This is a genomic window from Ruegeria arenilitoris (assembly GCF_013035425.1).
GTDB lineage: Bacteria > Pseudomonadota > Alphaproteobacteria > Rhodobacterales > Rhodobacteraceae > Ruegeria > Ruegeria arenilitoris_A.
Map to the genome: position 1 here is coordinate 1,043,743 of NZ_WQHX01000001.1, position 25,645 is coordinate 1,069,387.

23 protein-coding genes are annotated in these 25,645 nt (G+C 54.5%); 10 read left to right on the forward strand and 13 right to left on the reverse strand.

The genetic code is table 11. From position 1 onward, the window contains the following. Positions 1-2 precede the first annotated feature (2 nt). Genes murJ through GOV45_RS05115 form a run of 3 tightly spaced genes read right to left on the reverse strand, consistent with a single transcriptional unit; the run spans position 3 to position 5,492 of the window. The gene (gene murJ, locus GOV45_RS05105; RefSeq protein ID WP_170475055.1) at positions 3-1,544 is read right to left on the reverse strand and encodes a murein biosynthesis integral membrane protein MurJ; all 1,542 of its coding nucleotides are present in this window, start codon (positions 1,542-1,544) and stop codon (positions 3-5) included. Continuing rightward, positions 1,541-4,360 carry a [protein-PII] uridylyltransferase gene (locus GOV45_RS05110; protein ID WP_254447900.1) on the reverse strand — a complete coding sequence of 940 codons (2,820 nt, stop codon included), beginning with the start codon at positions 4,358-4,360 and terminating at the stop codon, positions 1,541-1,543. Before GOV45_RS05110 ends, murJ begins: the two co-directional genes overlap by 4 nt. Next, positions 4,320-5,492 carry a penicillin-binding protein activator gene (locus GOV45_RS05115; RefSeq protein WP_170475061.1) on the reverse strand — a complete coding sequence of 391 codons (1,173 nt, stop codon included), beginning with the start codon at positions 5,490-5,492 and terminating at the stop codon, positions 4,320-4,322. Before GOV45_RS05115 ends, GOV45_RS05110 begins: the two co-directional genes overlap by 41 nt. Before the next feature lie 88 nt (positions 5,493-5,580). On the opposite strand from GOV45_RS05115, the gene rsmI reads away from it, so the two are divergent. From rsmI to gshB, 3 genes are all read left to right on the forward strand, one after another. Next, complete coding sequence (gene rsmI, locus GOV45_RS05120; protein WP_170475064.1) at positions 5,581-6,447, forward strand: 16S rRNA (cytidine(1402)-2'-O)-methyltransferase; 867 nt, start codon at positions 5,581-5,583, stop codon at positions 6,445-6,447. After that, complete coding sequence (locus GOV45_RS05125) at positions 6,440-6,811, forward strand: YraN family protein (protein ID WP_170475067.1); 372 nt, start codon at positions 6,440-6,442, stop codon at positions 6,809-6,811. Before rsmI ends, GOV45_RS05125 begins: the two co-directional genes overlap by 8 nt. A gap of 61 nt (positions 6,812-6,872) precedes the next feature. Further along, on the forward strand, positions 6,873-7,805 hold the full coding sequence (gene gshB, locus GOV45_RS05130) for a glutathione synthase (RefSeq protein ID WP_170475069.1): 933 nt from the start codon (positions 6,873-6,875) through the stop codon (positions 7,803-7,805). Here gshB and GOV45_RS05135 read toward each other — a convergent pair. Genes GOV45_RS05135 through cobU form a run of 4 tightly spaced genes read right to left on the reverse strand, consistent with a single transcriptional unit; the run spans position 7,802 to position 11,465 of the window. Then, positions 7,802-9,316 (reverse strand): YifB family Mg chelatase-like AAA ATPase, encoded by a 1,515-nt coding sequence (locus GOV45_RS05135; RefSeq protein WP_170475072.1) that lies wholly within the window; start codon positions 9,314-9,316, stop codon positions 7,802-7,804. The two genes, gshB and GOV45_RS05135, sit on opposite strands and share 4 nt — an antisense overlap. A 58-nt stretch (positions 9,317-9,374) precedes the next feature. Then, positions 9,375-10,259 carry a glutathione S-transferase gene (locus GOV45_RS05140; RefSeq protein WP_170475075.1) on the reverse strand — a complete coding sequence of 295 codons (885 nt, stop codon included), beginning with the start codon at positions 10,257-10,259 and terminating at the stop codon, positions 9,375-9,377. Between the two features lie 58 nt (positions 10,260-10,317). Continuing rightward, positions 10,318-10,896 carry a histidine phosphatase family protein gene (locus tag GOV45_RS05145; RefSeq protein ID WP_170475078.1) on the reverse strand — a complete coding sequence of 193 codons (579 nt, stop codon included), beginning with the start codon at positions 10,894-10,896 and terminating at the stop codon, positions 10,318-10,320. Further along, positions 10,893-11,465, reverse strand: a complete 573-nt coding sequence (gene cobU / locus GOV45_RS05150) for a bifunctional adenosylcobinamide kinase/adenosylcobinamide-phosphate guanylyltransferase (RefSeq protein WP_367648656.1) — start codon at positions 11,463-11,465, stop codon at positions 10,893-10,895. Before cobU ends, GOV45_RS05145 begins: the two co-directional genes overlap by 4 nt. Before the next feature lie 49 nt (positions 11,466-11,514). On the opposite strand from cobU, the gene GOV45_RS05155 reads away from it, so the two are divergent. The 6 genes from GOV45_RS05155 (at position 11,515) to GOV45_RS05180 (ending at position 18,100) form a co-directional block, all read left to right on the forward strand. Next, positions 11,515-12,393: an RNA polymerase factor sigma-32 gene (locus tag GOV45_RS05155; protein WP_170475084.1), complete on the forward strand. Its 879-nt coding sequence runs from the start codon at positions 11,515-11,517 to the stop codon at positions 12,391-12,393. Positions 12,394-12,437: 44 nt separating this feature from the next. Then, a complete protein-coding gene (locus GOV45_RS05160) occupies positions 12,438-13,214 on the forward strand; it encodes a ChaN family lipoprotein (RefSeq protein WP_437436511.1) in 777 nt (258 codons plus the stop codon). Between the two features lie 63 nt (positions 13,215-13,277). After that, a complete protein-coding gene (gene coaBC, locus GOV45_RS05165; RefSeq protein ID WP_174823576.1) occupies positions 13,278-14,474 on the forward strand; it encodes a bifunctional phosphopantothenoylcysteine decarboxylase/phosphopantothenate--cysteine ligase CoaBC in 1,197 nt (398 codons plus the stop codon). A gap of 36 nt (positions 14,475-14,510) precedes the next feature. Beyond that, positions 14,511-14,966 carry a dUTP diphosphatase gene (dut, locus tag GOV45_RS05170; protein WP_170475090.1) on the forward strand — a complete coding sequence of 152 codons (456 nt, stop codon included), beginning with the start codon at positions 14,511-14,513 and terminating at the stop codon, positions 14,964-14,966. Continuing rightward, positions 14,966-16,009 (forward strand): HesA/MoeB/ThiF family protein, encoded by a 1,044-nt coding sequence (locus GOV45_RS05175; RefSeq protein WP_170475093.1) that lies wholly within the window; start codon positions 14,966-14,968, stop codon positions 16,007-16,009. The genes dut and GOV45_RS05175 overlap by 1 nt, the downstream gene beginning before the upstream one ends. Positions 16,010-16,084: 75 nt before the next feature. Further along, a complete protein-coding gene (locus tag GOV45_RS05180; RefSeq protein ID WP_170475096.1) occupies positions 16,085-18,100 on the forward strand; it encodes a M3 family metallopeptidase in 2,016 nt (671 codons plus the stop codon). A gap of 4 nt (positions 18,101-18,104) precedes the next feature. Here GOV45_RS05180 and GOV45_RS05185 read toward each other — a convergent pair whose 3' ends face one another. The 6 genes from GOV45_RS05185 to GOV45_RS05210 form a co-directional block, all read right to left on the reverse strand. Further along, the gene (locus tag GOV45_RS05185; RefSeq protein ID WP_170475099.1) at positions 18,105-19,037 is read right to left on the reverse strand and encodes a 2-hydroxyacid dehydrogenase; all 933 of its coding nucleotides are present in this window, start codon (positions 19,035-19,037) and stop codon (positions 18,105-18,107) included. Positions 19,038-19,052: 15 nt separating this feature from the next. Then, on the reverse strand, positions 19,053-20,192 hold the full coding sequence (gene rodA, locus GOV45_RS05190; RefSeq protein ID WP_170475102.1) for a rod shape-determining protein RodA: 1,140 nt from the start codon (positions 20,190-20,192) through the stop codon (positions 19,053-19,055). Further along, a complete protein-coding gene (mrdA, locus tag GOV45_RS05195) occupies positions 20,189-22,138 on the reverse strand; it encodes a penicillin-binding protein 2 (protein WP_170475105.1) in 1,950 nt (649 codons plus the stop codon). The genes rodA and mrdA overlap by 4 nt, the downstream gene beginning before the upstream one ends. Continuing rightward, complete coding sequence (locus GOV45_RS05200) at positions 22,135-22,671, reverse strand: rod shape-determining protein MreD (protein ID WP_170475108.1); 537 nt, start codon at positions 22,669-22,671, stop codon at positions 22,135-22,137. Before GOV45_RS05200 ends, mrdA begins: the two co-directional genes overlap by 4 nt. Next, entirely contained in the window at positions 22,664-23,566 is a 903-nt protein-coding gene (gene mreC / locus GOV45_RS05205) for a rod shape-determining protein MreC (protein WP_170475111.1), read from the reverse strand. The genes GOV45_RS05200 and mreC overlap by 8 nt, the downstream gene beginning before the upstream one ends. A 61-nt stretch (positions 23,567-23,627) precedes the next feature. After that, positions 23,628-24,674 (reverse strand): rod shape-determining protein, encoded by a 1,047-nt coding sequence (locus GOV45_RS05210; protein WP_039523195.1) that lies wholly within the window; start codon positions 24,672-24,674, stop codon positions 23,628-23,630. Positions 24,675-24,828: 154 nt separating this feature from the next. Here GOV45_RS05210 and GOV45_RS05215 point away from each other — a divergent pair, with 154 nt between their 5' ends. Continuing rightward, positions 24,829-25,620, forward strand: a complete 792-nt coding sequence (locus tag GOV45_RS05215) for a 23S rRNA (adenine(2030)-N(6))-methyltransferase RlmJ (RefSeq protein ID WP_170475114.1) — start codon at positions 24,829-24,831, stop codon at positions 25,618-25,620. Positions 25,621-25,645: the final 25 nt, after the last annotated feature.

Here is a 25,645-nt window from a genome sequence, read left to right on the forward strand (position 1 = left end):
GTTCAACTGCGGCGCAGAGCCCTTCGGAACTCGGATATTTTAAACGCGCCAAGCAAGTGTCCGAGAAAGAAATAGGCGGCTGCAGCGACTGTAATCAACAGAAGCAGCGCCAAATAGCGCCACCCCGGTACAGAAAATGCCCAGCCGAACCCCTGAACTGCAGTGAAAAGAACGGCACCCATCCCCAACGACGCGGCCACGATCCGCCAGGCACGGTCTTTGAAACGCTGGTCAAAACGGGCTTCATCCCCCATGTGACGCGCACCAAAAGCAAGCAGCGCGACCATCGCCCATCCTGCGACTGAGGCCGCGATGGCCGGCGCAATCCATCCAACAATAGGATAAAGACCAAATGCCAGCGACGCGTTTATAATCATGGCTCCGACAGCGTAGTGAAATGGCGCTCGGGTATTTTCACGCGCAAAAAACAGCGGTTGCAGCAGTTTTTGAAGCATGAAAGCAGGCAACCCTAAACCGTATATCGTCACAGCCAGAGCCGTTGCGGTTGTGTCTTCAGGACTAAAGGCTCCCCGCTCAAAAAGGACCGAGACCAGAGGGTAGGGGATGACGACAAATGCGACGGTCGAAGGAATAGTCAAAAGAAGCGTGAACTCTCCTGCTCGTGATAGGGCGTTGCGCGCGCCGTCTTTGTCGTCAGCACGCAGGCGCCGGGAAAGGTCAGGCAGCAGAACGATACCGACGGCAATTCCAACCACTCCCAAAGGTAGCTGATACATCCTGTCCGCAGCAAACAACCAACTGACGGCTTTTTCGGTTTTCGAGGCAACGAGTTGTCCAACCACAAGATTGACTTGTGTAACGCCCATAGCCAACGCTGCTGGTATCGCGATGCGCACCATGTTGCGCATCTCGGGGCTGAGATGCGGTCGTCCCGGGCGAATTCGAATTCCTGCACGCTCGGTCGCCACCCAAACCAAAGTTAACTGAGCAACCCCAGCAAGCGGGATAACCGCGATCAGCCAGCGGATCACTTCGCCTCCGGACATTGCACCGAAAACAAGTGCAGCGCAGGCGAAAATGTTCAACAAAACTGGCGCGGCTGCGGCGGCGGCAAAGCGTCCAGTCGCATTTAAAACGCCCGAAAACAATGCTGCCAAAGACATGAAAAGGATATACGGAAAGACGATGTAACCGTAGTCGACGGCCATATCGAACCGTTCGTCGCCGTAAAAACCTTCGGCCGTTAGCCATACCAGTGCCGGCATGAACAACATGGCCAATCCGACTAACGCAAGCACCGCGACAGCCAACAAGTTGAAAGCATCCTGCGCAAATTCCTGTGCGTTTTCCTCCGCCTCCAATCTTTTAGAGAACATGGGAACAAAGGCTGCGTTAAACGCGCCCTCTGCAAAGAAGCGACGAAACATGTTGGGCAGGCGAAAGGCGGCGACAAAGGCATCCATGACCGGCCCCGGTCCGATAAAAGCCGTTAACAGGATTTCTCGTAAAAACCCGAGTATTCGGCTGGCCAATGTCCAGAAGCCAACCGTGAACAACCCCGAGAAAAGACGGATTTGTTTCATGAAGCCGCTCGCTCGGCGCCTTCGGCAATTGCCGTTCGAAGTTTGGCTTCGAGCCCTCGCTGCTTGCTTTCAGAGTGATATTTCAGCCCGAACATGTCTTTGACGTAGAAAGTGTCGACAACCTGTTCTCCATAGGTCGCAATAACCGCGTTGGCGATATAGACGTTTGCCGCTGCAAGCGTTCGGGTCAGATCATACAGCAGGCCGGGTCGGTCGCGGGTGTCGACCTCGATTATTGTGTAAATCTCGGACCCATCGTTGTCGAAAGTGATGTGGGTCGGAACATCGAAGGCGCGCTCGCGTTTTTTGATCTTATCTCGGGACTTAAGCGCATCGCTTGCGACAACCTCGCCTTTCAGCGTCTTGTGGATCATTTGCGTCAATCGAGGCAGCCGGCTGGCTTCATACGGGTGTCCGTCTGAATCTTGAACCCAGAATGCATCAGTTACGTATCCGTCTTTGGTTGTATAGCTGCGTGCATCCACAACATTGGCGCCGACCAAAGCAAGCGCACCGGCAATTCGAGCGAAAATGCCAGGGTGATCCGCCATGGCAAAGCATGCGCGTGTGGCGTCGCGGTCTTCGTCGGGATGCAGGCGAACTTCCATGTCACCTGGATCACCGCTGTGTTCCAACGCGCGCAGCATCTCGGCAAACTCAACATGCGTAGAGACGTTTAAGCCCTGCCAATAAGGCTCATAGTGGCGCCCGGTTTCCGTTTTTAAGTCAGCTTTGGACCAATCTACGAGTGCTGAGCGCAAAGCCTTTTTGGCACCGGCACCGCGGTTGGCGCGGTTGAGGTCTTCCATGCCGGTTTCCAAAGCGCGTTTGGTTTCTGCGTGCAGGGCCCTCAGCAAAGTAGCTTTCCAATTATTCCAAGTGTTGGGCCCAACGCCGCGAATGTCGCAAACCGTGAGTACGGTCAGCAGATCCAGTCTTTTCACGGTCTCGACCGCTTTGGCGAAATCTCGCACAGTCCGTGGGTCGGAAATATCGCGTTTTTGCGCCATGTCCGACATGAGCAGGTGATAGCGCACCAGCCATTCAACGGTTTCGGAGTCTGCCTTGCTCAGCCCCAACCGCGGGGCGACCTTGCGGGCGATTTGAGCGCCCAGAATAGAATGATCCTCGGGCCTACCCTTGCCGATGTCATGAAGCAAAAGTGCGACATACAGCACTTTGCGGTTGACTCCCTCTTTCAGAATCGAGGATGCAAGCGGCAAGGATTCGATCAGTTCACCTCGTTCAATTTGGGCCAGATTTACGATGCACTGGATGATGTGTTCGTCCACGGTGTAACTGTGGTACATATTGAACTGCATCATCGCCACGATCGGTTCAAACTCTGGCAAAAACGCCGAAAGAACACCCAGTTCATTCATACGGCGCAAGGCGCGCTCTGGGTTTCCGTGTTTCAGCATAAGGTCCAGGAAGATACGCTGCGCTTCTTTGTTTTTACGCATCTCGTCATCGATCAGATCCAGATTTGCTGTGACTAAACGCATCGCATCCGGGTGGATCAGCATACCTGTACGCAGGCCCTCTTCGAACAGACGCAGCATGTTTAATTGGTCTTCGAGGAATTCATCGGGGTCACTTACGGCCAAACGGCCATGCACCATTTTGTAACCGGGTTTCACGCGGGGACGCCTGCGAAAAATACGCTCAAGCAATGGCGCGCTTTTGATGTGAGTGGCTTCAAGCTTGGTTAGAAAAATGCGGGTCAACTCGCCCACTCGGGTGGCCTCGCGGAAGTAGCGTTGCATAAAGACTTCGACTGCACGCCTGCCAGCACGGTCCTCATAACCCATGCGCTCGGCGACTTCGACCTGAAGATCGAAAGTCAGTTGTTCGGTAGCCCGCCCAGTGACCAGATGCATGTGCGCGCGTACGGCCCAAAGAAAATCTTCGGCTGCAACAAAGCCATTGAATTCTTCGGGTGTGAACAAACCCAACGGCACCAGTTCAGCCACATCGTGGACGCCATAGATGTATTTTGCGATCCAATAGAGGGACTGAAGATCACGAAGGCCACCTTTGCCTTCTTTGACATTGGGCTCGACCATGTAACGCTCACCCTGTTTGTGGTGGCGCGACTCGCGTTCTTGCAATTTTGCCTCGATGAATTCCCTCTCGCTACCTTTGAACAGTTCTTCCTTGAGGCGTTGCTCGAGCTCTTCTGCCAACGGCTTGTCGCCTGCCAAAAAGCGCTGCTCCAACATTGCGGTTCGGATCGTGAAGTCCTCGGCCCCCAGGCGAAGGCAATCCCGTGTCGTACGAGAAGCGTGGCCAACCTTGAGCCGCAAATCCCAAAGGATATAGAGCATGGATTCAATCACGCTCTCGGCCCAAGCCGTGATTTTATATGGTGTTAGAAACAGCAGGTCCACGTCCGAGGAAGGGGCCATTTCACCACGCCCGTATCCGCCAACCGCCAGAACAGCAATCTTTTCGCCCCGCGTTGGGTTGGCCAACGGGTGTAGCCGTTCGCTTGCAACCTGGAGCGCGGTGCAAACCAATCTATCCATTAGAAAGGTATACGACCGCGTCAGTGGGCGCGCGTCAAAGGGACGGGCGGCAAATGCATCTGCGATGTTGCCGCGCCCTGTCTTTTGGGCGTCACGTAGAATGCGCACAGTTGCTGCACGCATTTCAGTGTTGTCTTTGCAATCTTCGAACGCGTTCGAAAGCTGGGCATTCACCCCGGCGCTGTCGAAAATCTCGCATTCCGGGCATATAAGCGCGCCTGTTGAAGGCGGGGTTTGACCGGATTGATCAGAAGCCAGCGCCAGAGAAGCTTTGTGGGGCAGAGTCAATAACAACCACCTGTTTGTTCTGGATCGTGGCAACCGCCAGACCGCGTTCATTTGTCCCATTCGGGCGCAGACGGAAGATGCCACCGACGCCTTGGAACCCGGCGTTTTGCGTCAGAGCGGCACCTGTCAGCGCATTCGATTTACCCTGACTAACCAACGCACCAATTGCGGCGATACCGTCATAAGCCAAGCCACTGATTGGATGCGGTGCCTCGCCGTAGGTGGCGTTGTAACGTTGGCGATAGGCCTGAGCCTTGGCTGGGTCAGGTAAGGCGAACCAACCACCCTGAACGCCCGGAAGCTCCAGCGTTTGGGAAGGTATGTCCCAGCGCGTCAGACCAATATACTGCGTTGTTGCCGGGGACAGTCCGGATTCGGGCAGCAGTTGGCTGAAAAGCGGAAGGGCGCCAGCCGTGGTGGCCGTCAGGAATATCGAATCCGCCCCCGAGGAATCCATTGTGGATTTGATGGACGGGACCGCATTAATAACGCCCTGTTGCGACCGATCGAAGCCAATGGAACCAGCATTGTTCACACGGCTGTTACTAAGTGCACCGGCGATTGCGGCTTGTCCCAATTGACCAGAGGCATCGTTGCTGTGAACGATAACCATACCACTCTTGCCTTGTTGGCCAGCAAAGCTGACGAGGCGATTGGCAGTATTTTCAAAGGTCGGTCCAAGAACGAAGACATTTCCGCCCGCAATAGTAGTGTTGTTGGAGAAGGACAGTACGTTCACACCGTTGTTCAATACAGCCAGCCCTGCTGCATTAGCAGCCTGAGCGTAAACTGGGCCCAGAATGATTTTTGCTCCGTCTGCAACAGCCTGCTGAGCTACGGCGGACGCTGTTGCAGCGCTGCCAGCGGTGTCGTACACCCTCAGGTCGATGTTGACATTTGGAAGGTCAGTCATTGCCAGGCGGGCGGCATTTTCAAGGCTTTGGGCTAAGGCGGCATCTCCGGATTGCCCTGAACCAAGCGGTACTAAAAGCGCAACAGGTACTGGTTCCGATGTGTCAATCGACGGACCGCCGGTGTTCACACCAGGCTCACATGCGGCTAGAAACACCGCTGCGGCTAGGGCCAAAACCGATTTGGTCAGTTTGCGGGCGGGCTTGCAAACAGTGAACATCTAAATGAAAACTCCTTGATCCGGCGGCCATGGATGCAGCCATTATATTGAGCCGCGATAATAAACGTCATGCTGTGAGGGTCCAGCTTTGAATTTTCAAAAGATCAGATTGGGCGCCGGCCTGTATTTTGTCGCTACTCCGATAGGGACTGCGCGGGATATCACACTCAGGGCGTTGGATGTGCTGGCTTCGGCAGACATGATAGCGGCTGAGGACACACGCAGCCTACGCAAGCTGATGGAGATCCACGGCGTCCCTTTGGCTGGTCGGCGCATTCAGGCTTACCATGATCACAGCGGTGTTGGCGCACGAAACCGCATCATGGATGCGCTGGAACAGGGAATGTCTGTCGCTTATGCCTCAGAAGCCGGAATGCCATTAATCGCCGATCCCGGTTACGATCTTGGACGACAGGCGGCGGAAGAAGGTCATTTGGTCACTTGTGCCCCCGGACCGTCGGCCGCGATGATGGCCCTTACCCTGGCCGGGCTGCCAACGGACGCGTTCTTTTTTGCCGGCTTCCTGCCAAATTCCTCGGGTGCCAGAAAAACTAAAATTGAGGCATTGCGCGAAATACCGGGTACACTAATTTTTTATGAATCTCCCAAACGCCTGGCAGCCTGTCTTTCGGATCTTTCCCACGTTCTTGGAGAGAATCGTAAAGCCGCCATTTGTCGAGAATTGACTAAGAAATTTGAAGAAGTGAGGCGAGCCACCTTGGGCGACCTAACCGCAGAATACACGGGCAAATCTGTCAAAGGGGAAATTGTTCTGTTGGTGGATCGCGGCCATTCGCAATCTGTTAACGAATCGGAAGTAGATGAAGCTCTTGCAAAGGCCCTCGAAACCCACTCAGTCCGGGATGCAGCTGACCTTGTTTCCAAGATGTATGACGTACCGCGCCGCCCGATTTATCAGAAAGCCTTGAAATTGGGAAAGGAACGAAATGGTTAATAGGTCAGTTCGGGGCTCGGTTTCAAATCTTGCTGGACGCGCCGCTGAACAGGCCGTTGCAACTGACTATGAACGCCGAGGCTTTACCATTGCGCATCGCCGTTGGCGTGGCGCAGCGGGTGAAATCGACCTGATTGCGCGCGACACCGAAGGGCTGGTGTTCATCGAAGTCAAGAAAAGCAGTAGTTTCGAAGCCGCTGCCGCAAGAATAAACACGCGACAGATTCAGCGCATTGTTTCCGCAGCTGCGCAGTTTCTGGAGCATGAACCCGATGGGCAGCTTACGAATGTCAGGTTTGATGCAGCCCTAGTCGATGCGTCTGGTGCGGTTCAAATTATTGAAAACGCCTTCGGACACGGCTGATCGCCATTGAACCCCCGGCCACAGTGGGCCATGTATCTGGCGTTAAGACAGAGGACTCGCCATGAAAATCGCCTTTCAAATGGACCCGATTGGGGCCGTGGACATTGATGCAGACAGTTCATTCCGGCTGGCGGAGGAAGCACAGGCCCGCGGCCATGAATTGTTTTTCTACGGCCCGGATCAGTTGGCCTATCAGGAAGGGCGAGTTACGGCGCGTGCCCAAGAAATGACAATTCAGCGGGTTGCTGGCGACCCCGCAATTTTGGGCCCGGAACACGAAGTCGATCTTGGCGAATTTGATGTGGTTTGGTTGCGTCAGGACCCTCCGTTCGACATGCACTACATAACCTCGACGCATTTACTGGACAGGCTTCGGGATAAGGTTTTGGTCGTTAACGACCCATTTTGGGTTAGAAACTACCCGGAAAAACTCTTGGTGCTGGATTTCCCCGAACTGACGCCGCCGACAACGATTGCGCGGGATCTGCGCACCATCAAAGCGTTTAAGGAAAAGCATGGCGATGTGATTCTGAAGCCTCTTTATGGGAATGGGGGCGCAGGGGTTTTCCGTTTGGATGCAAACGATCGAAACCTGACTTCGCTGCACGAACTTTTCACGGGCTTTTCGCGAGAACCTTTAATTGTTCAGAAATTCCTGCCTGATGTCAGTAACGGCGACAAGCGTGTCATTTTAGTTGACGGTGAACCTGTCGGTGCGATCAATCGTGTTCCGGCCGAAGGGGAAACCAGGTCCAACATGCATGTTGGAGGACGGCCTGAAAAAATTAGCCTTTCGGAAAGAGATTTGGAGATTTGCGCTGCAATTGGCCCTCTGTTGAAGGAAAAGGGTCAGATTTTCGTCGGTATCGACGTGATCGGAGACTATCTGACCGAGATAAATGTGACGTCGCCAACTGGCATTCAGGAACTGGAGCGGTTCGATGGCGTAAATGTTGCGGGGAAGATCTGGGATGCAATCGAGGCTAAACTCTAAACTGCAATCTGGGCGCTGATGCGAAAGCTCAGCGCCTCGGCCACGTGGTGCCGCTGGATGTCGATGGTGCCCTCGAGATCCGCGATAGTGCGCGCGACCCGCATTATTCGGTGAAACGCTCGAGCGGAGAGGCCGAAACGGTTTGCTGCCTGTATCAGTAATTCTTTACCCTCGTTTTCTAATACCGCGACTTCTTCAAGTAATTTACCCTCGGCGTCCGCGTTTTGTCGCGCGGTAGGGATGTCCCTAAACCGATCAGCCTGAATAACGCGGGCTTTTTCAACGCGTTTAGCCACCACTGCAGAACTTTCGCCTGACGGTGGCAGGTCCAGATCGGTGAAGCTAACAGGCGGAACCTCGATCCGCAGGTCGAACCGGTCCATCAGCGGACCAGATATTCGGGCAAGATAGTCTTCACCGCAGGCTGGCGCCCGGGAACACGCGCGGGACGGATCAGTCAAATATCCGCATTTGCAGGGATTGGCAGCCGCGACCAGCATGAATCGGCATGGGTATTTCACATGAGCATTTGCCCGTGCGACCATGACTTCACCTGTTTCGATCGGCTGGCGCAGCGTTTCCAACACGGTGCGCGGAAACTCTGGAAATTCGTCCATGAACAGAACACCATTATGAGCCAGAGAAATCTCGCCGGGTTTGGCTCCCTTGCCGCCGCCGACAATGGCCGCCATCGAGGCGGTATGATGAGGCTCCCGAAACGGTCGCGCGCGACTGATACCGCCTTCATCGAGCAGCCCGCACAACGAGTGTATCATCGAGGTTTCGAGGGCTTCGGCGGGTGATAGTGGGGGTAAGATACCCGGAAGACGCGCGGCCAACATAGATTTTCCTGAACCCGGTGTTCCGGTCATGATCAAGTGGTGCCGTCCCGCCGCAGCAATTTCCAACGCTCGCTTGGCTCGCTCCTGTCCTCTCACGTCTCGCAGATCGCGCTCGCCCTGCGCTAGCCTGACCTCTCCTGGCTGGGCGACCTCCAGAGGAGACTGCCCAGAGAAATGGCGCACAACATCACCAAGCGAACCTGCTCCAATCACTTGTGTGGCTTCGACCCAGGCCGCCTCGGCGCTCGAGGCGCGTGGACAGACCAGAATGCGATTTTCAGTGGCCGCAGTCATGGCGGCGGGTAGGGCGCCGACAACGGGTGCCAATGACCCATCCAATGAAAGTTCACCAAGCGCAACGGCACTTTCTGCTGCGTCAGACGGGATGATTTCGAGGGCTGACAACAATGCGACTGCGATCGGTAGATCGAAATGGCTGCCCTCTTTGGGGAGGTCGGCAGGAGAAAGGTTTATGGTGATCCGCTTGGAAGGAAGCGCAATGGCCATCGAACTAAGGGCACTGCGCACTCTTTCACGAGCCTCCGAGACGGCTTTGTCAGGCAGGCCGACAATCGAAAATGCAGGCAGGCCCGGCGAGACGGCGCATTGCACTTCAACTGGCCGGGCATCGACACCTTGGAACGCGACTGTATGGGCGCGAGCTACCATGTTTCCTCCGCTTCGAACCTGATTGTGGTTAACAGAGGGTTACTGGCATGGGTGCGGTTTAAGAATGGTTAACAGAACTCACCATCTTTTCAAATTTCGGCCATGCTTGAGGATCGGAGAGCGTCTTGTCCCTACAAAACGCATTGCAAAAGCCCCAGATTCGTCCGTTCAGCTTTAGAAAATGCGTGACGGGTTGTCCTGAATACGGGCAAGCGGAATTGATTGATGGCCCATCAGTTGCAGGCATGGCGCTCGAAGTTTCTCCAATCGGCCAAGGTGCCGAAGGGAGGTTCTGATTATACGGAAAAGGATCGTACTTTACCGTCATTCCCATCGCGCGCCACTGTCGAACCGATATATCTGCCAGCAATTGCAGGCAATATTCACGATTTTGTTCAGAAACTGGCAGATCATACCCGATGACCCGTGCCGCCACAGGTGTGTAAAACACGTCAGCTAGAGAGTAGGTTTCAAACAGAGGTCCCTGCTTCGCCCCGGAGACCGACCGAGCATGCTGCCATAGCAACTCAATGCGCTTCAGGTCTGTCAGAGTTTCGGCCGTTGGCGCAAACCCTCCCCAACAATGTAACAATTGCATCGGACATTCAGAACGCAGCGCAGCGAAACCAGCTACCATTTCGGAACACAACCAGCGGGCTGTCGCGCGGGCCGTGGCGTTTTGCGGCCAAAGATTTGCTTCAGGGTGACGTTCAGCCAGCGTCTCTGCGATCGCAAGGCTTTCACCAACAACAATACCGTCTGGCAGACGTAGGGCCGGAACAAGGCGGGCCGGTGAAACTTGTGCCATGTCCTCAGCCATCGAGCCGGAATACAAGCCGACCATGTGGGTTCGATACGGCAAACCGAACTTTTTCAGCATTAGCCAACCACGAAAGGACCAACTGGAAAACAGGCGGTCACCGATAAAGAGTTCGTAAGTCATGTACTGACGATGGCGAACGTAGGGCCAGCAGTAAATCAGAGAATTGTGCGTTAATTGATCACGGACAGTGATTGATCCGACCAACGGTCCAACTATTGGTGGATCGTGTAATTTCGGTAACGGAAAGATTATCGATCCGATGCGAAAACGCTTCCTTAGCATTAACGTTTAGGGCGCGCTGGACCTGAGTCAGAATGACCCCAAAATGCGCAACTACAATCAAGTCACGACCCACGTGCTGGTCGATCAGGTTGTCAATTACAGCATCCACTCTGGTACAGACTTCGTTCCAGCTTTCGCCATGTGGGGGGCGGACATCACCTGGGGCGTCCCAATAGGCAAAGGCCAATTCTGGATCATCGGCCTCGATCTCGGCGAAAGAGCGCATTTCCCAGGCCCCAAAATTTATTTCGCGCAGGTCACGGTCATGGGGCAAACGGAACCGTTGGCCTTGAATAGCAGACGCAGTATCGGCGGCACGTGACAGGTCGGACGAGATGACCACCGCATCCGAGGGCAAGTGCGAGTGCAGCCTGTCAATGGCGACGAGATCGCTTAGGTCAGCGGGTATGTCCGACCAACCGACCATGGCTTTGGCGTGAGTCGGGCCATGGCGGACAAGGTGCAAACGTGTCATGGTAATTGACCTTTTAGTACAACCGGCAAGCCTGCGGTGACCTGCACCACTAGATCAGCTTGTGCCGCCAGTGCGATATTCAAACGTCCCTGCATTTCGCGAAACTGCCGGGCAAGCGAGTTTTCCGGAACGATGCCGTGCCCAACCTCATTGGACACTATTACAAGTTCTGCTGGGCAATTGCGTAAAGCATCCAAAAGCGCTGTCTGTTCCATTTCAAGATCGCTTCCAGCAAGCAGGTGGTTTGTCAGCCACATCGTCGCGCAATCGACTAGTCCAATCTGGTTACTGTCCATGTCGCGAATTTTTGAGATCAGGTCGAAGGGCACTTCAATCGTGGACCATCCTTCCCCGCGTTGCGCAATATGTTGCTTAATTTTTAGGCGCATCTCTTCATCAAACACTTGTGATGTAGCAAGGTAAACGCGTTTTTTTCCTGACATGACAACAAGTTGTTCGGCAAATGAGGATTTTCCCGATGCAGCGCCACCCAGGACAAAGGTTAAATCAGGACGCACTATAATTACCTTTCTGGTGATCCACCTGGTGCTGCCCTGCGTATCGACCACAGGTCGGCAAGGCAAGCCCGGCCAGCGCCGACAAAAATGGGAGAGTTGCATGGCACTGGACAACGCAAAAGATTTTTCGATGTCCCGACAGGCGATGAAGGCCGAGTTGCTGGACGCAGAGACGGAACTGAAGTTGGCTTACGCTTGGCGGGACAATCGGGACGAACAAGCCCTTCATCGATTGATCACTGCTTATATGCGATTGGCAATTTCAATGGCGGCAAAGTTCAAACGTTACGGCGCACCAATGAATGACCTGATCCAAGAGGCTGGTTTGGGCCTGATGAAGGCCGCCGACAAGTTTGACCCTGATCGCGGAGTTCGATTTTCCACTTATGCAGTTTGGTGGATCAAGGCCAGCATTCAGGACTACGTTATGCGAAACTGGTCAATGGTGCGCACTGGGTCTACTTCAGCGCAAAAATCGCTGTTTTTCAATATGCGCCGGGTTCAGGCACGTTTGGAGCGCGAAGCCGCAACCGAGGGCCAGAAGTTGGATCGGCATCAGCTTCATCAATTGATAGCTGCCGAAATTGGAGTGCCCTTGCGGGACGTTGAAATGATGGAAGGGCGTCTTTCCGGATCGGATTTTTCCCTGAACGCTGTTCAGTCGGTGGATGACGAAGGGAGAGAATGGATTGATGCGCTGGAAGACGACAGCGAACAGGCGGCCGACACGGTCGAGCACAGTCACGACACCGAGCAATTGCGCACGTGGTTGGTTGCCGCGATGCAAGCTTTGAACGAACGGGAACGTTTCATCGTGCGTGAACGGAAACTGCGCGAACCAGCCCGCACCTTGGAAAGTCTTGGCCATGAACTGGGTCTTTCAAAAGAGCGCGTCCGCCAGCTTGAGGCGGCGGCATTTGTGAAAATGCGCAAGAACCTTGAAGCGCAATCACGTGAGGTGCAACACTTCTTCGCATGAGACTGATTGCGATTCTCGCGTGCATTTGCACGGTTACCAGTGTAATGGTTCGGCAAGGCCATTCGCAGGAACTTTTAACTGCTGAACTGATTGCGGAAATGCAATCTGCCGATGTTGTGATTCTTGGGGAAATTCACGACAACCCTCGGCATCATCTGGTGCAAACCGAGGCCATTAAGTCCCTGTCTCCGACTGCTGTTGTTTGGGAGATGGTAACAGAAGAGGGTGCTCAGCGGCTTGCTCAAAAGGCCGCAACCAATCCCGAGGAACTGTCTCGAATGCTGAGATGGGCCGAGTCAGGTTGGCCCCCGTTAAGCATGTATTATCCAATTTTTCAGGCATCTAATGCTCCGGTTTATGGTGCTATGGTGCCGCGCGCAGCAGCCAGAGCTGCGATGGAACGGGGCGCGGCCACGGCTTTGGGTGCAGACGCGGCGCGTTACGGGTTGACGGTGCCGTTAGCGCCGGAAGACCAAGCAGCCCGCGAGGCTGATCAATTGGCTGCACATTGCGACGCTATTCCTGCTGAGGATTTACCCCAGATGGTTGCGATCCAACGTCTTCGTGATGCTGTTTTGACGCGATCGATCTTACGCGCCACAGAAGAAACCGGCGGTCCTGTTGCAGTTATTACGGGTAACGGCCACGCACGGAAGGATCGTGGAATTCCAACCTTTCTGACCCGTCTGCGCCCCGGCTTGAAAGTCTTCGTGTTGGGTCAGTCCGAGGATGGCGTTGTAGACGGAGAGTTCGACGCCGTAATTGACAGCCCGGCAGTCGATCGAGAGGACCCCTGCAAAGCATTTGAAGCACAGAATTAACTGCTGGAACTCTGGTCGAGCGTTGCCTAATGTCAGGGCCGTCCGGTACGGGAAGGGCTGATCATGCTGGCATCCAAACGTATTCTGCTGATTATAGGCGGCGGAATCGCGGCTTATAAATCGCTGGATTTAATCCGTCGGTTGAAAGAACGCGGTGCAGGCGTGATACCGGTTCTGACCCACGCCGCAGAGGAATTTGTTACACCTTTGTCGGTTTCAGCTTTGTCCGGTGAAAAAACCTATCGCGACCTGTTCGACCTCACGGATGAGGCCGAGATGGGTCACATCCAGCTTTCAAGATCCGCAGATTTGATCGTAGTCGCGCCCACAACGGCCGACTTGATGGGAAAAATGGCATCCGGGCTGGCGAATGATCTGGCTTCGACTCTCTTGATGGCGACCGACACACGTGTTCTGTGCGCCCCAGCCATGAACGTACGAATGTGGAATCATCCGGCTACGCAACGCAATCTTAAACAGTTGCGGGAAGACGGGGTGCGATTCGTCGGGCCCAACGAAGGCGATATGGCTTGCGGGGAATTTGGGCCGGGGCGGATGTCGGAACCCTTGGAAATCGTTGCAGCGATCGAGGCGGAACTGACCGCAGGCCCTTTGAAAGGTAAGCGGATTCTAGTCACATCCGGTCCAACGCATGAGCCGATTGACCCAGTGCGCTATATCGCCAATCGATCTTCTGGGGCGCAGGGAACCGCGATTGCCCGCGCCCTATCTGCAATGGGGGCCGAGGTAATTTTTGTTACCGGTCCGGCAGATGTTCAACCTCCGGAGGGAGTTCAGGTTGTTCCCGTCGAGACTGCACAGCAGATGTCGGATGCCGTAAATAACGCTTTGCCGGTGGACGCAGGAGTTTTTACGGCGGCGGTTGCCGACTGGCGGGTCGCCGGAGTTTCAGACCGAAAGCTGAAGAAGAGTCGCGACGGCTTGCCGACATTGGAGTTTTCTGAGAACCCCGACATCCTGAAACGCGTATCTCATTTGGAGAAGAACCGCCCCTCTCTCGTTGTTGGGTTTGCCGCGGAAACAGATAACGTGGTTGAACATGCCTCAGCTAAACGTGAACGAAAGGGCTGTGACTGGATCGTTGCCAATGATGTCAGCCCAACGACCGGCATTATGGGCGGGTCCGAAAACGCGGTGACCCTGATCACGGATCAAGGAACTGAGGAATGGCCGCGCATGAGTAAAGATTTGGTGGCAAATCGGTTGGCTCAAAAAATTGCCGATGCATTGTCGGAGTGAATTGCGGAGCCAGATGTTGAAACGAAAGGGACGCAGATGGTCGCAATTCATGTGATCCATGAGGATTGGGCTGATAGGTCCGTGGCCTTGCCCTGCTATGAATCTGCAGGCGCGGCTGGTGCGGATGTACGGGCCAATATACCTGATCGAGGCACTATCGTTTTGCAACCCGGAAACCGCGCATTGGTGCCAACAGGTCTAAGGATCGAGATACCAACGGGATTTGAAGTGCAGGTTCGTCCACGATCAGGTCTCGCTCTGAAGCATGGGATCACTTTGCCAAACACTCCGGGCACCATCGACAGTGATTATCGCGGGCCGCTGGGTGTCATCGTTTTGAATGCAGGGCAGGAAAGGTTCGAAATAAATCACGGAGATCGCATTGCCCAACTCATAGTGGCGCCTGTAGTGCAGGCTGTTTTTGAGATCGCAGAGAACTTGGGCGAAACAGCGCGTGGGGCGGGCGGATTTGGCTCGACTGGGCGCGGCTGATGCTGCTTGTCCTGGCTTTGGCTGCGGGTTTGTGGGGCATTGGTCACTTTGCCGGTGTGTCGCGGACGGCCCGAGTTGTATCCGTTTCAGCACTGCTCTTGGGAGTGATCATTGCCCAACTGTCATTACCTGACCAGCACCCGCTGCGCGAGGCTACCGGTGGCTCTGCCGCGATGTGGTTCATTCTGGTCGGATTTGCAGTTCTGATCCTGATGTACGGAAAGGTATTGAAGGTGCTTCGAAACCGCGCCGTTCCAGTTTCTACGCAACAAATCACCGCGCCGTCGGACAAGTTCAGTGAAACTGAATTGGACCGCTATGCCCGCCACATCGTCCTGCGTGAATTGGGAGGCCCGGGTCAGAAACGCTTGAAACAGTCACGCGTTCTGGTGATCGGTGCCGGCGGACTGGGCGCACCCGCGTTGCAATACCTTGCCGCAGCAGGTGTTGGTACAATCGGCGTAATTGATGACGATGTTGTTGAGAACGCCAACCTTCAAAGACAGGTGATACATCGCGACGCCGATATTGGAATGCCAAAAGTATTTTCTGCACAACAAGCGATGTTAGCGCAAAATCCTAACGTCGATGTTCTGCCATATCATCGGCGGTTGACCGAAGAGATTGCTGAGGACCTGTTTTCGGATTTTGACCTTGTCCTTGACGGCACCGATAATTTCGAAACGCGGTATTTGTCTAATCGAACTGCGGTCAGACTGGGCAAGCCCTTAATTTCGGGGGCATTGTCGCAGTGGGAAGGGCAACTGAGTGTATTTGACCCTGCTACGACCGGCCCCTGCTATCAATGTATATTCCCAGAAGCTCCGGCAGCAGGGCTAGCACCGTCCTGCGCCGAGGCTGGTGTCATTGGCCCCTTGCCGGGTGTAGTGGGGTCCATGATGGCGGTGGAAGCGATTAAGGTGGTCACGGGTGCCGGGCAAGCACTACGCGGTGAGATGCTGATCTATGACGCGCTTTATGGTGAAAGCCGAAAGATCGCATTGACGCGAAGAGCAGATTGCCCGATTTGCTGCGATAAATGACCAATAATCTATTTCCGGGCCGGCTCTGGATCATTATTCCGGGCGCTCCTAGGTATACGGTCAAAGGAGACCTGCATGACCAACCCAATTCTTACTGAGTGGAACACTCCGTTCAAGATCGCGCCATTTTCTGAAATCTCTGACGAAGATTTTGCGCCTGCGCTTGAGCAAGCCATGGGGGTTCACAACGCCCAAATTGATGCAATTGCTTCGGCGACGGAAACTCCGAATTTTGTAAACACGATTGAAGCGTTGGAAGCGGCAGGCGAACAGATGGATAAGGTCCTGTCGGTTTTCTACTCGGTCGCGGGAGCGGATAGCAATCCAAGGCGCGAAGAATTGCAACGCGAGTTCTCTCCTAAACTTTCCGAGCATTATTCGGGTATTTCGTCGAACAAAACGTTGTTTCGGCGGGTAGCAGACATATGGAACCGTCGTGAGGAACTGGATCTGACCGACGAACAGAAACGCGTTCTTTTTCTGACCTACCGTGGTTTCGTGCGCGCAGGGGCAGCACTGCAAGGAGAGCAAGACACCCGGATGCAAGAAATAAAGGCCCGACTGGCCTTGTTGGGAACATCCTTTACGCAAAATCTGCTGGCGGATGAGCGGGATTGGTACATGGAGTTGAGTGAGCACGATTTATTGGGCTTACCAGACTTCGTCGTAAGTTCCGCACGTTCGGCAGGGCAAGAAAAGGGTTCTGACGGTCCTGTTGTGACCCTTTCGCGTTCTTTGATCGTGCCATTTCTGCAGTTTTCGCCACGGCGTGACCTCCGTGAAAAAGCCTATCGCGCATGGGTTTCCCGCGGTGCAAATGGCGGTGAAACCGACAACCGAGAGATAGCGGCCGAGATATTGGGCTTGCGGCAGGAAAGGGCAAAGCTATTGGGTTACGACAGCTTTGCTGAATATAAGCTGGAAACCGAGATGGCACGGACGCCGGATCGTGTGCGTGATCTTTTGATGCAGGTCTGGGAACCAGCCAAAATGCGGGCGGATGCAGATGCTGAAACCCTGACCGCGATGATGCAGGACGATGGCGTTAATGGCCCGCTGGAGGCTTGGGATTGGCGCTACTACGCTGAAAAGCGGCGCAAGGCTGAACATGACTTGGATGAAGCTTCGCTCAAGCCGTATTTGCAGTTGAACCGAATGATCGAGGCTGCGTTTGACTGTGCCAACCGCCTGTTCGGTTTGGAATTCCAACCATTGGATGTGCCGCTTTACCACCCCGACTGCCGCGCTTGGGAGGTGACAAGGGAAGGTCGTCATATTGCGGTGTTTATAGGGGATTACTTCGCGCGCGGCTCAAAACGATCTGGTGCGTGGTGCAGCGCGATGCGTAGTCAGGCGAAATTTCCGGTGGAACAGGCGCCAATCGTCATCAATGTTTGCAACTTTGCCAAAGGTGATCCGGCGTTGCTGTCTTATGACGACGCGCGGACATTGTTTCACGAATTTGGTCATGCGCTGCACCAAATGTTGTCGAATGTGACCTACGAAAGCATCTCGGGCACCAGTGTGGCGCGTGATTTCGTGGAACTGCCCAGCCAGCTTTACGAACATTGGCTGGATGTCCCCGAGGTATTGGCGGAATTTGCGACGCATGCTGATACGGGCGAGCCGATGCCACGCGAGATGCTGGGCAAGGTGCTGAAAGCAGCCAATTTCGATCAAGGTTTTCAGACCGTTGAATATGTAGCCTCAGCTTTGGTCGATCTGGCTTTTCATGAAGGGGACGCGCCTGACGATCCGATAGCGAAACAGGCTGAGCTTTTGAACGAAATAGGGATGCCAGCGGCGATCGGTATGCGCCATGCGACCCCGCATTTCGCGCATGTCTTTGCCGGCGATGGCTATAGCTCGGGTTATTACAGCTACATGTGGTCTGAGGTCATGGATGCAGACGCCTTCGCTGCATTTGAAGAAGCAGGCGGTGCCTTTGATCCTGAACGCGCCAAGGCACTGGAGGATAGCATTCTTTCGACTGGTGGTTCGCGAGAGGCGGAAGAGCTATACCTTGAGTTTCGCGGGCGCCTGCCAGGGGTGGAAGCGCTGTTAAAGGGGCGAGGATTGATCGCGGCTTGAGTACTCAATAACCCAGGTCGCGATCTACAAGATGCAGAAACGGCTCGCCACGTTCGCCACGCCGAATATTCTCGCAGATGACTTGCGCTGCGGTTACGGGCCGGGTTTCTGATGCGATATGCGGCGTAACGGTTACGTTTGGATGATTCCAATAGGGGTGATCCGGCGGCAAAGGTTCCGTTCGGAACACGTCGAGAGTTGCGTGGCCAACCTGACCGCTATTCAAGGCCGCCAGTAACGCGTCGTCATCGATTAGCGGGCCGCGTCCTGGATTTATGATCTTGGCTCCTTGCGGCAACAGAGCAAGCGACTGGGTGTCCAGAATATTCTCAGTTGCCGGAGTTTCAGGTAACAAAAGGACTACTATTTCGGCCTGTGAAAGTGCTTGTTTCAAGTCCTTGGTGCCGCTTAAAGATTTAATTCCCGGGATGTTTTTCTGAGTCCTGCTCCAACCCGTGACCTTGAAGTTTAGCGCGGCCAGTGCGCGGGCTGCAGACTCACCCAAAGCGCCCAGACCCAATATTAAAATACGGCGCTGCGACGCGAGTGGCGGTGCTTCGGGTATCCAAATCCCATCTTGAGACGTAATGTGCTTATCCATGCCAAGATGATATCGCAGCGCGTGTCCCACGACCCATTCAGTCATACCTTCGGTCAGCCCATGATCCACCATCCGAGCCAGCGGTACGTTCAACGTTTCGTTGTCCGTTATACTTTCGACCCCGGCCCATAAGCTGAGAACTGCTTTTAACCGGCCAAAGGGCCTGAAATCAGATAGGCCGCCGTTGGGAGCGTAGACTACGTAGTCGACTTTTTCAGGTGGTATCTCTGTCGCCAGATCGAAGTCCAGGCCCGCGTCCAACAGACCTTTGGAAAGAAGTGGCCGGTATTCGGGCCACAGTTCGGCACGCGCGGAAAACAGGACGTTCACGGTCATGCTGGACCTTTCGAATTAACGGGGACGGTGAATATGAGCGCTTTGGACAATACCAAACGCCGCCATCAAGACCAGCATGGCGGAGCCACCATAACTGACCATTGGTAGTGGGACACCCACAACCGGTGCCAAACCCATGACCATGGACATATTGACCGCAAAGAACAGGAAGAAATTCAATGAAATACCCAATGTTACCAGCGACGAGAACCGGTCCTTCGTCGACAGCGCAGTGACCATGCAGAACACCAGAATCAGGCCGTAAAGTATCAGCAAGGTGATACCCCCGACGAAACCGAACTCTTCGGCCAATGTGGTGAAAATGAAATCGGTGTGTTTTTCAGGCAAGAAATTCAGGCGCGATTGTGTGCCCTGCATGAACCCACGCCCGTTCCAGCCGCCGGATCCCAAAGCGATTTTGGATTGCGTAATGTGATAACCCGCGCCCAACGGATCGGTAGAGGGATCCAAAAATGTATCGATGCGGCGGAACTGATAATCTTTTAATAATTGCCAATCTGTTCCGCGGCTTTTGAATACTGTAGTCACCAATCCGACGCCTGCAGCGATAACAGCAGCGAAATAAGCCCAGTGAACCCCTGCCAGAAACATTAGCCCACCACCCGCGGCCAACAGCAGGATGGACGTGCCAAGGTCAGGCTGCCGCAGAACCATCAAGGTTGGGATAAGGATCAAAAGTACCGGAAGAATGACCCAAAGTGGCTTTGAAGTTTTGTGCGCGGGTAGCCAGTCGTAATAAGCAGCCAACAGCATGACAAGTGTCACCTTCATCAGTTCCGAAGGCTGCAACCGCATGAAACCCAAATCAATCCACCGCTGGGCGCCCATTCCGACGGTGCCGACCAATTCGACAAGTATCAGCAACCCGATCGAACTCAGATAGGCCACTACGGACATGTTGCGCCAAAACCAGATAGGAACGACGGCTATGATAAACATAACCACCAATCCCAGGCCGAACCTTTCCATTTGTGGTTCGGCCCACGGTGTCCATGACCCGCCCGCCACAGAGAATAGCATCAAAAAACCAGCGCATGCCACGCTTACCAGCAACAGGGTAAGTGGCCAGTTCATATACAGAACCTTGCGAACTCCAGATGGTGTGGATTTGACTGCGTATTCGAGATAGCTCATGCGCGGTCCTTCTCACCTGGACGCGCTCTGGGACGACGATCGCCTTCCAACAGTTTTTGCTGTTCTTTGATGCGTTCGCGATCAGCCGATGGATAGGCTTCGAGTGGGGGCGTGCCGTTGTAAAGCGCCTGCAACATAATATCGCGAGCGACCGGCGCGGCTGCTTTGGATCCACCTCCTCCGTGTTCTACCACAACGGCCACCGCATATTTCGGGTTATCGTAAGGCGCAAAGCTGACGAACAAAGCGTGGTCGCGGCGTTCCCAAGGCAGGTCTTCGTTACGTATTACGCCGGCTGCGCGCTCCGCCTTGGTAATGTTTCGTACCTGACTGGTGCCTGTCTTTCCAGCCATGCGAAAGTCTTCCGCAATGATGCGGCTACGGTAGGCGGTGCCACGGCGGTCATTCGAGACCGAGAACATTGCCTTGCGAACCTGTTCAAGATTGTTGCGGTTCACAGCTAATGGTTCACCGGCACCCGAAGGTTGTTCAATTCCATTGGCTGACCGCACCAGCCGTGGTGTCACCGAGCGACCCGTAGCAAGCCGAGCCGTCATAACAGCCAATTGGAGTGGTGAAGCAAGCATGAAACCCTGACCGATCGACGCGTTGGCTGTGTCACCGACCAACCAGTCTTCGCCATGCACACGCTGTTTCCATTCCTGGTTTGGAGCCAATCCAGCGGCAACGGCGGACATTGGAATATCGTGCTTTACACCCAGCCCGAATGTGCGTGCCATATCTGAAATTTTGTCGATCCCGACACGCAAGGCAACGTCATAATAATAAACGTCGCAGCTACGTTTGAGAGACAACCCCAAATCGACTGTGCCATGGCCGCCGCGTTTCCAGCAGTGAAATCGTCGGCTTCCGACTTTTAGGTGACCTGGACAATAAACGGTACTGGACGGACTGATTACACCCGCCTCCAACGCAGCCATTGCGGTTATCATTTTGAAGGTCGAGCCGGGTGGGTATGTGCCTTGAACTGTTTTGTTGGCCAGCGGGCGATAATTGTCTTGTGTTAGGGCTCGGTAATCGGCAACCGATATACCCCTGACAAAGAGGTTGGGATCGAAGCTTGGCGCCGAACTAATGGCGCGGATGTCACCGTTTTCACAATCAATCACAACCGCAGCGGCGCTTTCACCGGCTAAACGGGCTTGCGCGTATTGCTGCAGGTCTGCATCGACCGACAACTGAAGGTCAGCGCCAGCTTCGCCTTCCTGTCGATCCAGTTCACGCATGACGCGACCGGTCGCGTTAACCTCAACACGCTTGGCGCCAGCCTTGCCCCGCAGCTTGATTTCCTGTTTGGCCTCAAGGCCGACCTTGCCGATTTGGAACCGCGGAATACGCAGCACGGGTTCTGGGTCCTCGATCTGACTCAGGTCATAATCACTTACAGGGCCGACATACCCCACCACATGGGCAAAATCCTCATAACGAGGGTATTGGCGGGTCATTCCGACCTCAGGCGTCACGCCGGGCAGAGCAGGAGCGTTAACGGCGACTTTCGAAATGTCTTCCCACGTCACCTGATCAGCCAATGTTACGGGCAGAAACGGGGCCGAGCGACGCATCTCTGATTTTGCACGTTCGATTTCATCTTGAGTCAGCGGAATAAGTTCAGAGAGTTTCGCGATAACTTGGTTAATGTCTCCCGCGTCTTCACGAACGATCACTATCCGGTACGATGGCGAGTTCTGGCCAATGATTTGGCCGTTTCTGTCGTAGATGCGACCGCGTGACGGTGGAATTAGCCTGATATTGACCCGGTTTTCCTCGGCCAGCAGCCGGTATTCATCTGCTTGGTCGACCTGCATGAACCGCATACGCGCGGCCAGACCGCCGATGAAGACCGCCTGCACTCCCCCCAATATCAGCGCCCTGCGGGGCAAACGTTTATAGGCTGGGCCAGGTGCTTTTTGCTTAGGTTGCTTCATGCGCGTGCTCCGGCCGTGGTATTGTCTGTAACGGATGCGCGCGTTACACCGAAGGCCACTTGGCTAAGCAGCACAATTGCTGGGTAGATCGATATCGTCACGATTGCCTGAATTGCGATTGACCCCATACCTGCCTGTTGAACGGAAAGTATTCCCAAAATCAGGCCGTTCGCGACAAAAATCACAGTTATCACCGCCGCAACCGAAGTCCATTCAGCTGCAAAACCGGCATCGCGGAATCCGGGCGCAGCAGACCTTAGGTACGCGGCACCAAGAACGACCAATGCCGCCATTAACCCTGGAGGGCGTTGCAGCAACAGGTCCGCCAACAACATTATCGCGGCGATGCTGATCATGGGAACATATTCAGGTCGACGCAGTAACCACGCGTAAGTCAGAACAATTAGAATGTCGGGAAAAGGCCAGCGGTCGGGTTTTGTATCCAATGGCAACAGGTGAAGAAACAGGACCAGAAAAGAAAGCAAGACATAAAGGCAACGTTTTAGCCAGAGTTTAGAGGCAGCATTATCCATCGCCTGCCTCCTGCGTTGACAAGGCTGCCTCGGGCTGTTTCGGGCCGACGAGCCCACCTGGATCTCGGATTACAGGTGAGGGTTGAAAGCGCAGCACGCGTAAAAATTCGAGTCGTTCGAAATCCGCAGACAATCGGACGCGCAACCTGCCGCCCGGATCAATTGCTATTTGCCCGATCAAAAGACCACCTGGAAACACTCCGCCGTCACCCGAAGTAACGACACGATCACCTGGTCGAACAAGTTCGCGATTCTCCAGGAATTCCACCGCAGGACTTGCGGTATTGTCACCAATAATCAACGCTGTCTGGCCCGAGGGCTGAATAGTTGCAGGGATTGCGCTTGAGGCATCGGTCAACAAAATGACCCTAGCCGTGTCCGCCCCCACGCCCGAAATGCGCCCAACCACACCAATACCATCCATGGTCGCCCAGCCATCCAGTATTCCGTCTCGTTCACCAACGTTCAACAAAACCGATTGCCGAAAAGGGGAGCCACTGTCAGCCATGACAACCCCCGTGATGTATGTAAGCCGAGCATCCAGCCGCACATTGTTCAAGTCCAACAAGCGGGCGTTTTCCTGCTCTAACTGCAGTGCCGCCTCTTTCCAGGCTCGCATTCGGCGCAGCTCGCTGCGCAGTTCCTGGTTTTGCTCACTTAAGCGTTGATAGCTTTGAAAGTCCCGAGCCAGATTGACAGCGGCGGTAACAGGGACCATGGCCCATTCCATCGACGGAACCACCGTATCCACCACTTGCGCCCTGAAACGCTCCACTCGCGGGCTGTCGATGCGCCAGACAACAAAGATACCTAACAGGCACAAAACTAAAAGCCCCAGCAGCAGTCTGCGCAGAGGGGTTGTGTATTCGTCGCGCTGTGATCGGTCTTTTGCCACAGGACTCCTTCCCGTGCTGCTCGCATCCGAAAATGTACCCTCGGATCAGAGGGTGCGCGCCTTAGCTTTCGTAGTCAATCGCGTGGCGCAGCTGTTTTTCGTATTCTAAGGCCTTACCGGTGCCCAAGGCTACACAATTCAGGCTTTCATCTGCGATCGATACAGCCAGACCAGTCTGTTCTCGAAGCGCCAAATCCAGATCGCCAAGCAAAGCCCCGCCACCTGTCAGCATTACGCCGCGGTCCACAATATCCGCAGCCAGATCGGGCGGCGTGGTTTCCAGGGCGGTCATTACCGCTTCGCAAATCTGCTGGACCGGTTCTGATAACGCTTCGGCAACTTGTGCTTGGCTGATTTCGATTTCCTTCGGCACACCGTTCAACAGGTCGCGGCCCCTGATATGCATCGACTGACCGCGACCGTCATCCGGCATTCGGGCCGTGCCGATTGTGGTCTTTATCCGTTCGGCAGTGGATTCGCCGACCAACAGGTTCTGTTGCCGTCGTAAGTACGAGATAATAGCCTCGTCCATTCGGTCGCCACCAACGCGCACCGAACGGGCGTAGACGATATCACCCAAAGAAAGAACGGCTACTTCGGTCGTTCCGCCGCCAATGTCGACAACCATGTTGCCAGTTGGATCTGTAATGGGCATGCCTGCACCAATCGCAGCCGCAATTGGCTCGGCGATCAGGCCCGCGCGACGCGCGCCTGCGGATAAAACAGATTGGCGGATGGCGCGTTTTTCAACCGGAGTGGCACCGTGCGGGACGCAGACGATGATTTTTGGTTTAGAAAAAGTCGAGCGTTTATGCACCTTGCGAATGAAGTGCTTGATCATCTCTTCAGCAGTGTCGAAGTCTGCGATCACGCCTTCGCGCATCGGGCGGATTGCCTCGATCGAGCCCGGTGTCCTTCCCAGCATAAGCTTGGCGTCTTCACCGACCGCCAGAACCTTTTTCACGCCATCCTTTACGTGATACGCAACAACGGAAGGTTCAGACAGGATCACACCGCGCCCCTTGACATAAACCAGCGTGTTCGCTGTACCGAGGTCGATAGCCATGTCCGCTGTGAACAGGCCGCCCAGATTGCCAAAGATGCCCATAATTCCCTGATCCCGTTTGTCAGAATTTCCACTGCCCGCGACTCGACGGTTCCGGGACGGATGCCTTATAGGGTGCCAACTCGTCCGGTAAAAGGGCCGATTCCGCGACAATCAGCACCTTTCCGCCTTAATGGTAGGGACTTTAGAAGGCAAAATGCTCTCATATCAACACATTTACCACGCAGGTAACCTTGCAGACGTACATAAGCACGCGATTGTGGCACAAACGCTGGCTTATCTTACGCAAAAGGACAAACCATTAACCTATGTCGAGACACATTCAGGGCGTGGGCTGTATCAGTTGGATTCGATTGAGGCAATTCGCACAGGCGAGGCAGTAGCGGGGATAGAGCGGGTGATGCAAGAAGGGTGGTTCGACGCCGATCACCCGCTGAACCGGGCGATAACGTTGGTCAAATCCCGGTTTGGCAAGACCGCATACCCGGGGTCGCCGATGATAGCGGCAAGTTTGTTGCGCCCACAAGATAGTCTGCATCTGGCAGAGCTTCATCCGGAAGAATACCGTGCGCTTTCTGATGCAATGGCTGCAACAAATGCAAAAACTTACCACCAGGACGGTTTTGAGCTTGCTCAGTCATTGCTGCCACCTACACCGCGGCGAGGCGTGTTGTTGATAGATCCAAGCTACGAGATCAAGGCCGACTATGATCGGCTACCGAAAATCATCTCGTCGTTGCACCGTAAGTGGAACGTTGGGGTGATCGCAGTGTGGTATCCAATCTTGGGTAACCAACGTCACTGGGCGATGCGGGAAGCTTTAGGAAAGTTGAGGTTACCCAAGGTCCTGCAACATGAAGTTCGCTTTCCCGTGGCCCGAAAAAATCATGGGATGATCGGATCGGGCATGTTTCTGGTCAATGCGCCATTTGGGTTGAACGAAACCACTAATGAACTGGACAGCTTGTTTGGACGGCTTTCATCCTGAGCTTTTGTTACAATCTTTGCCTCTG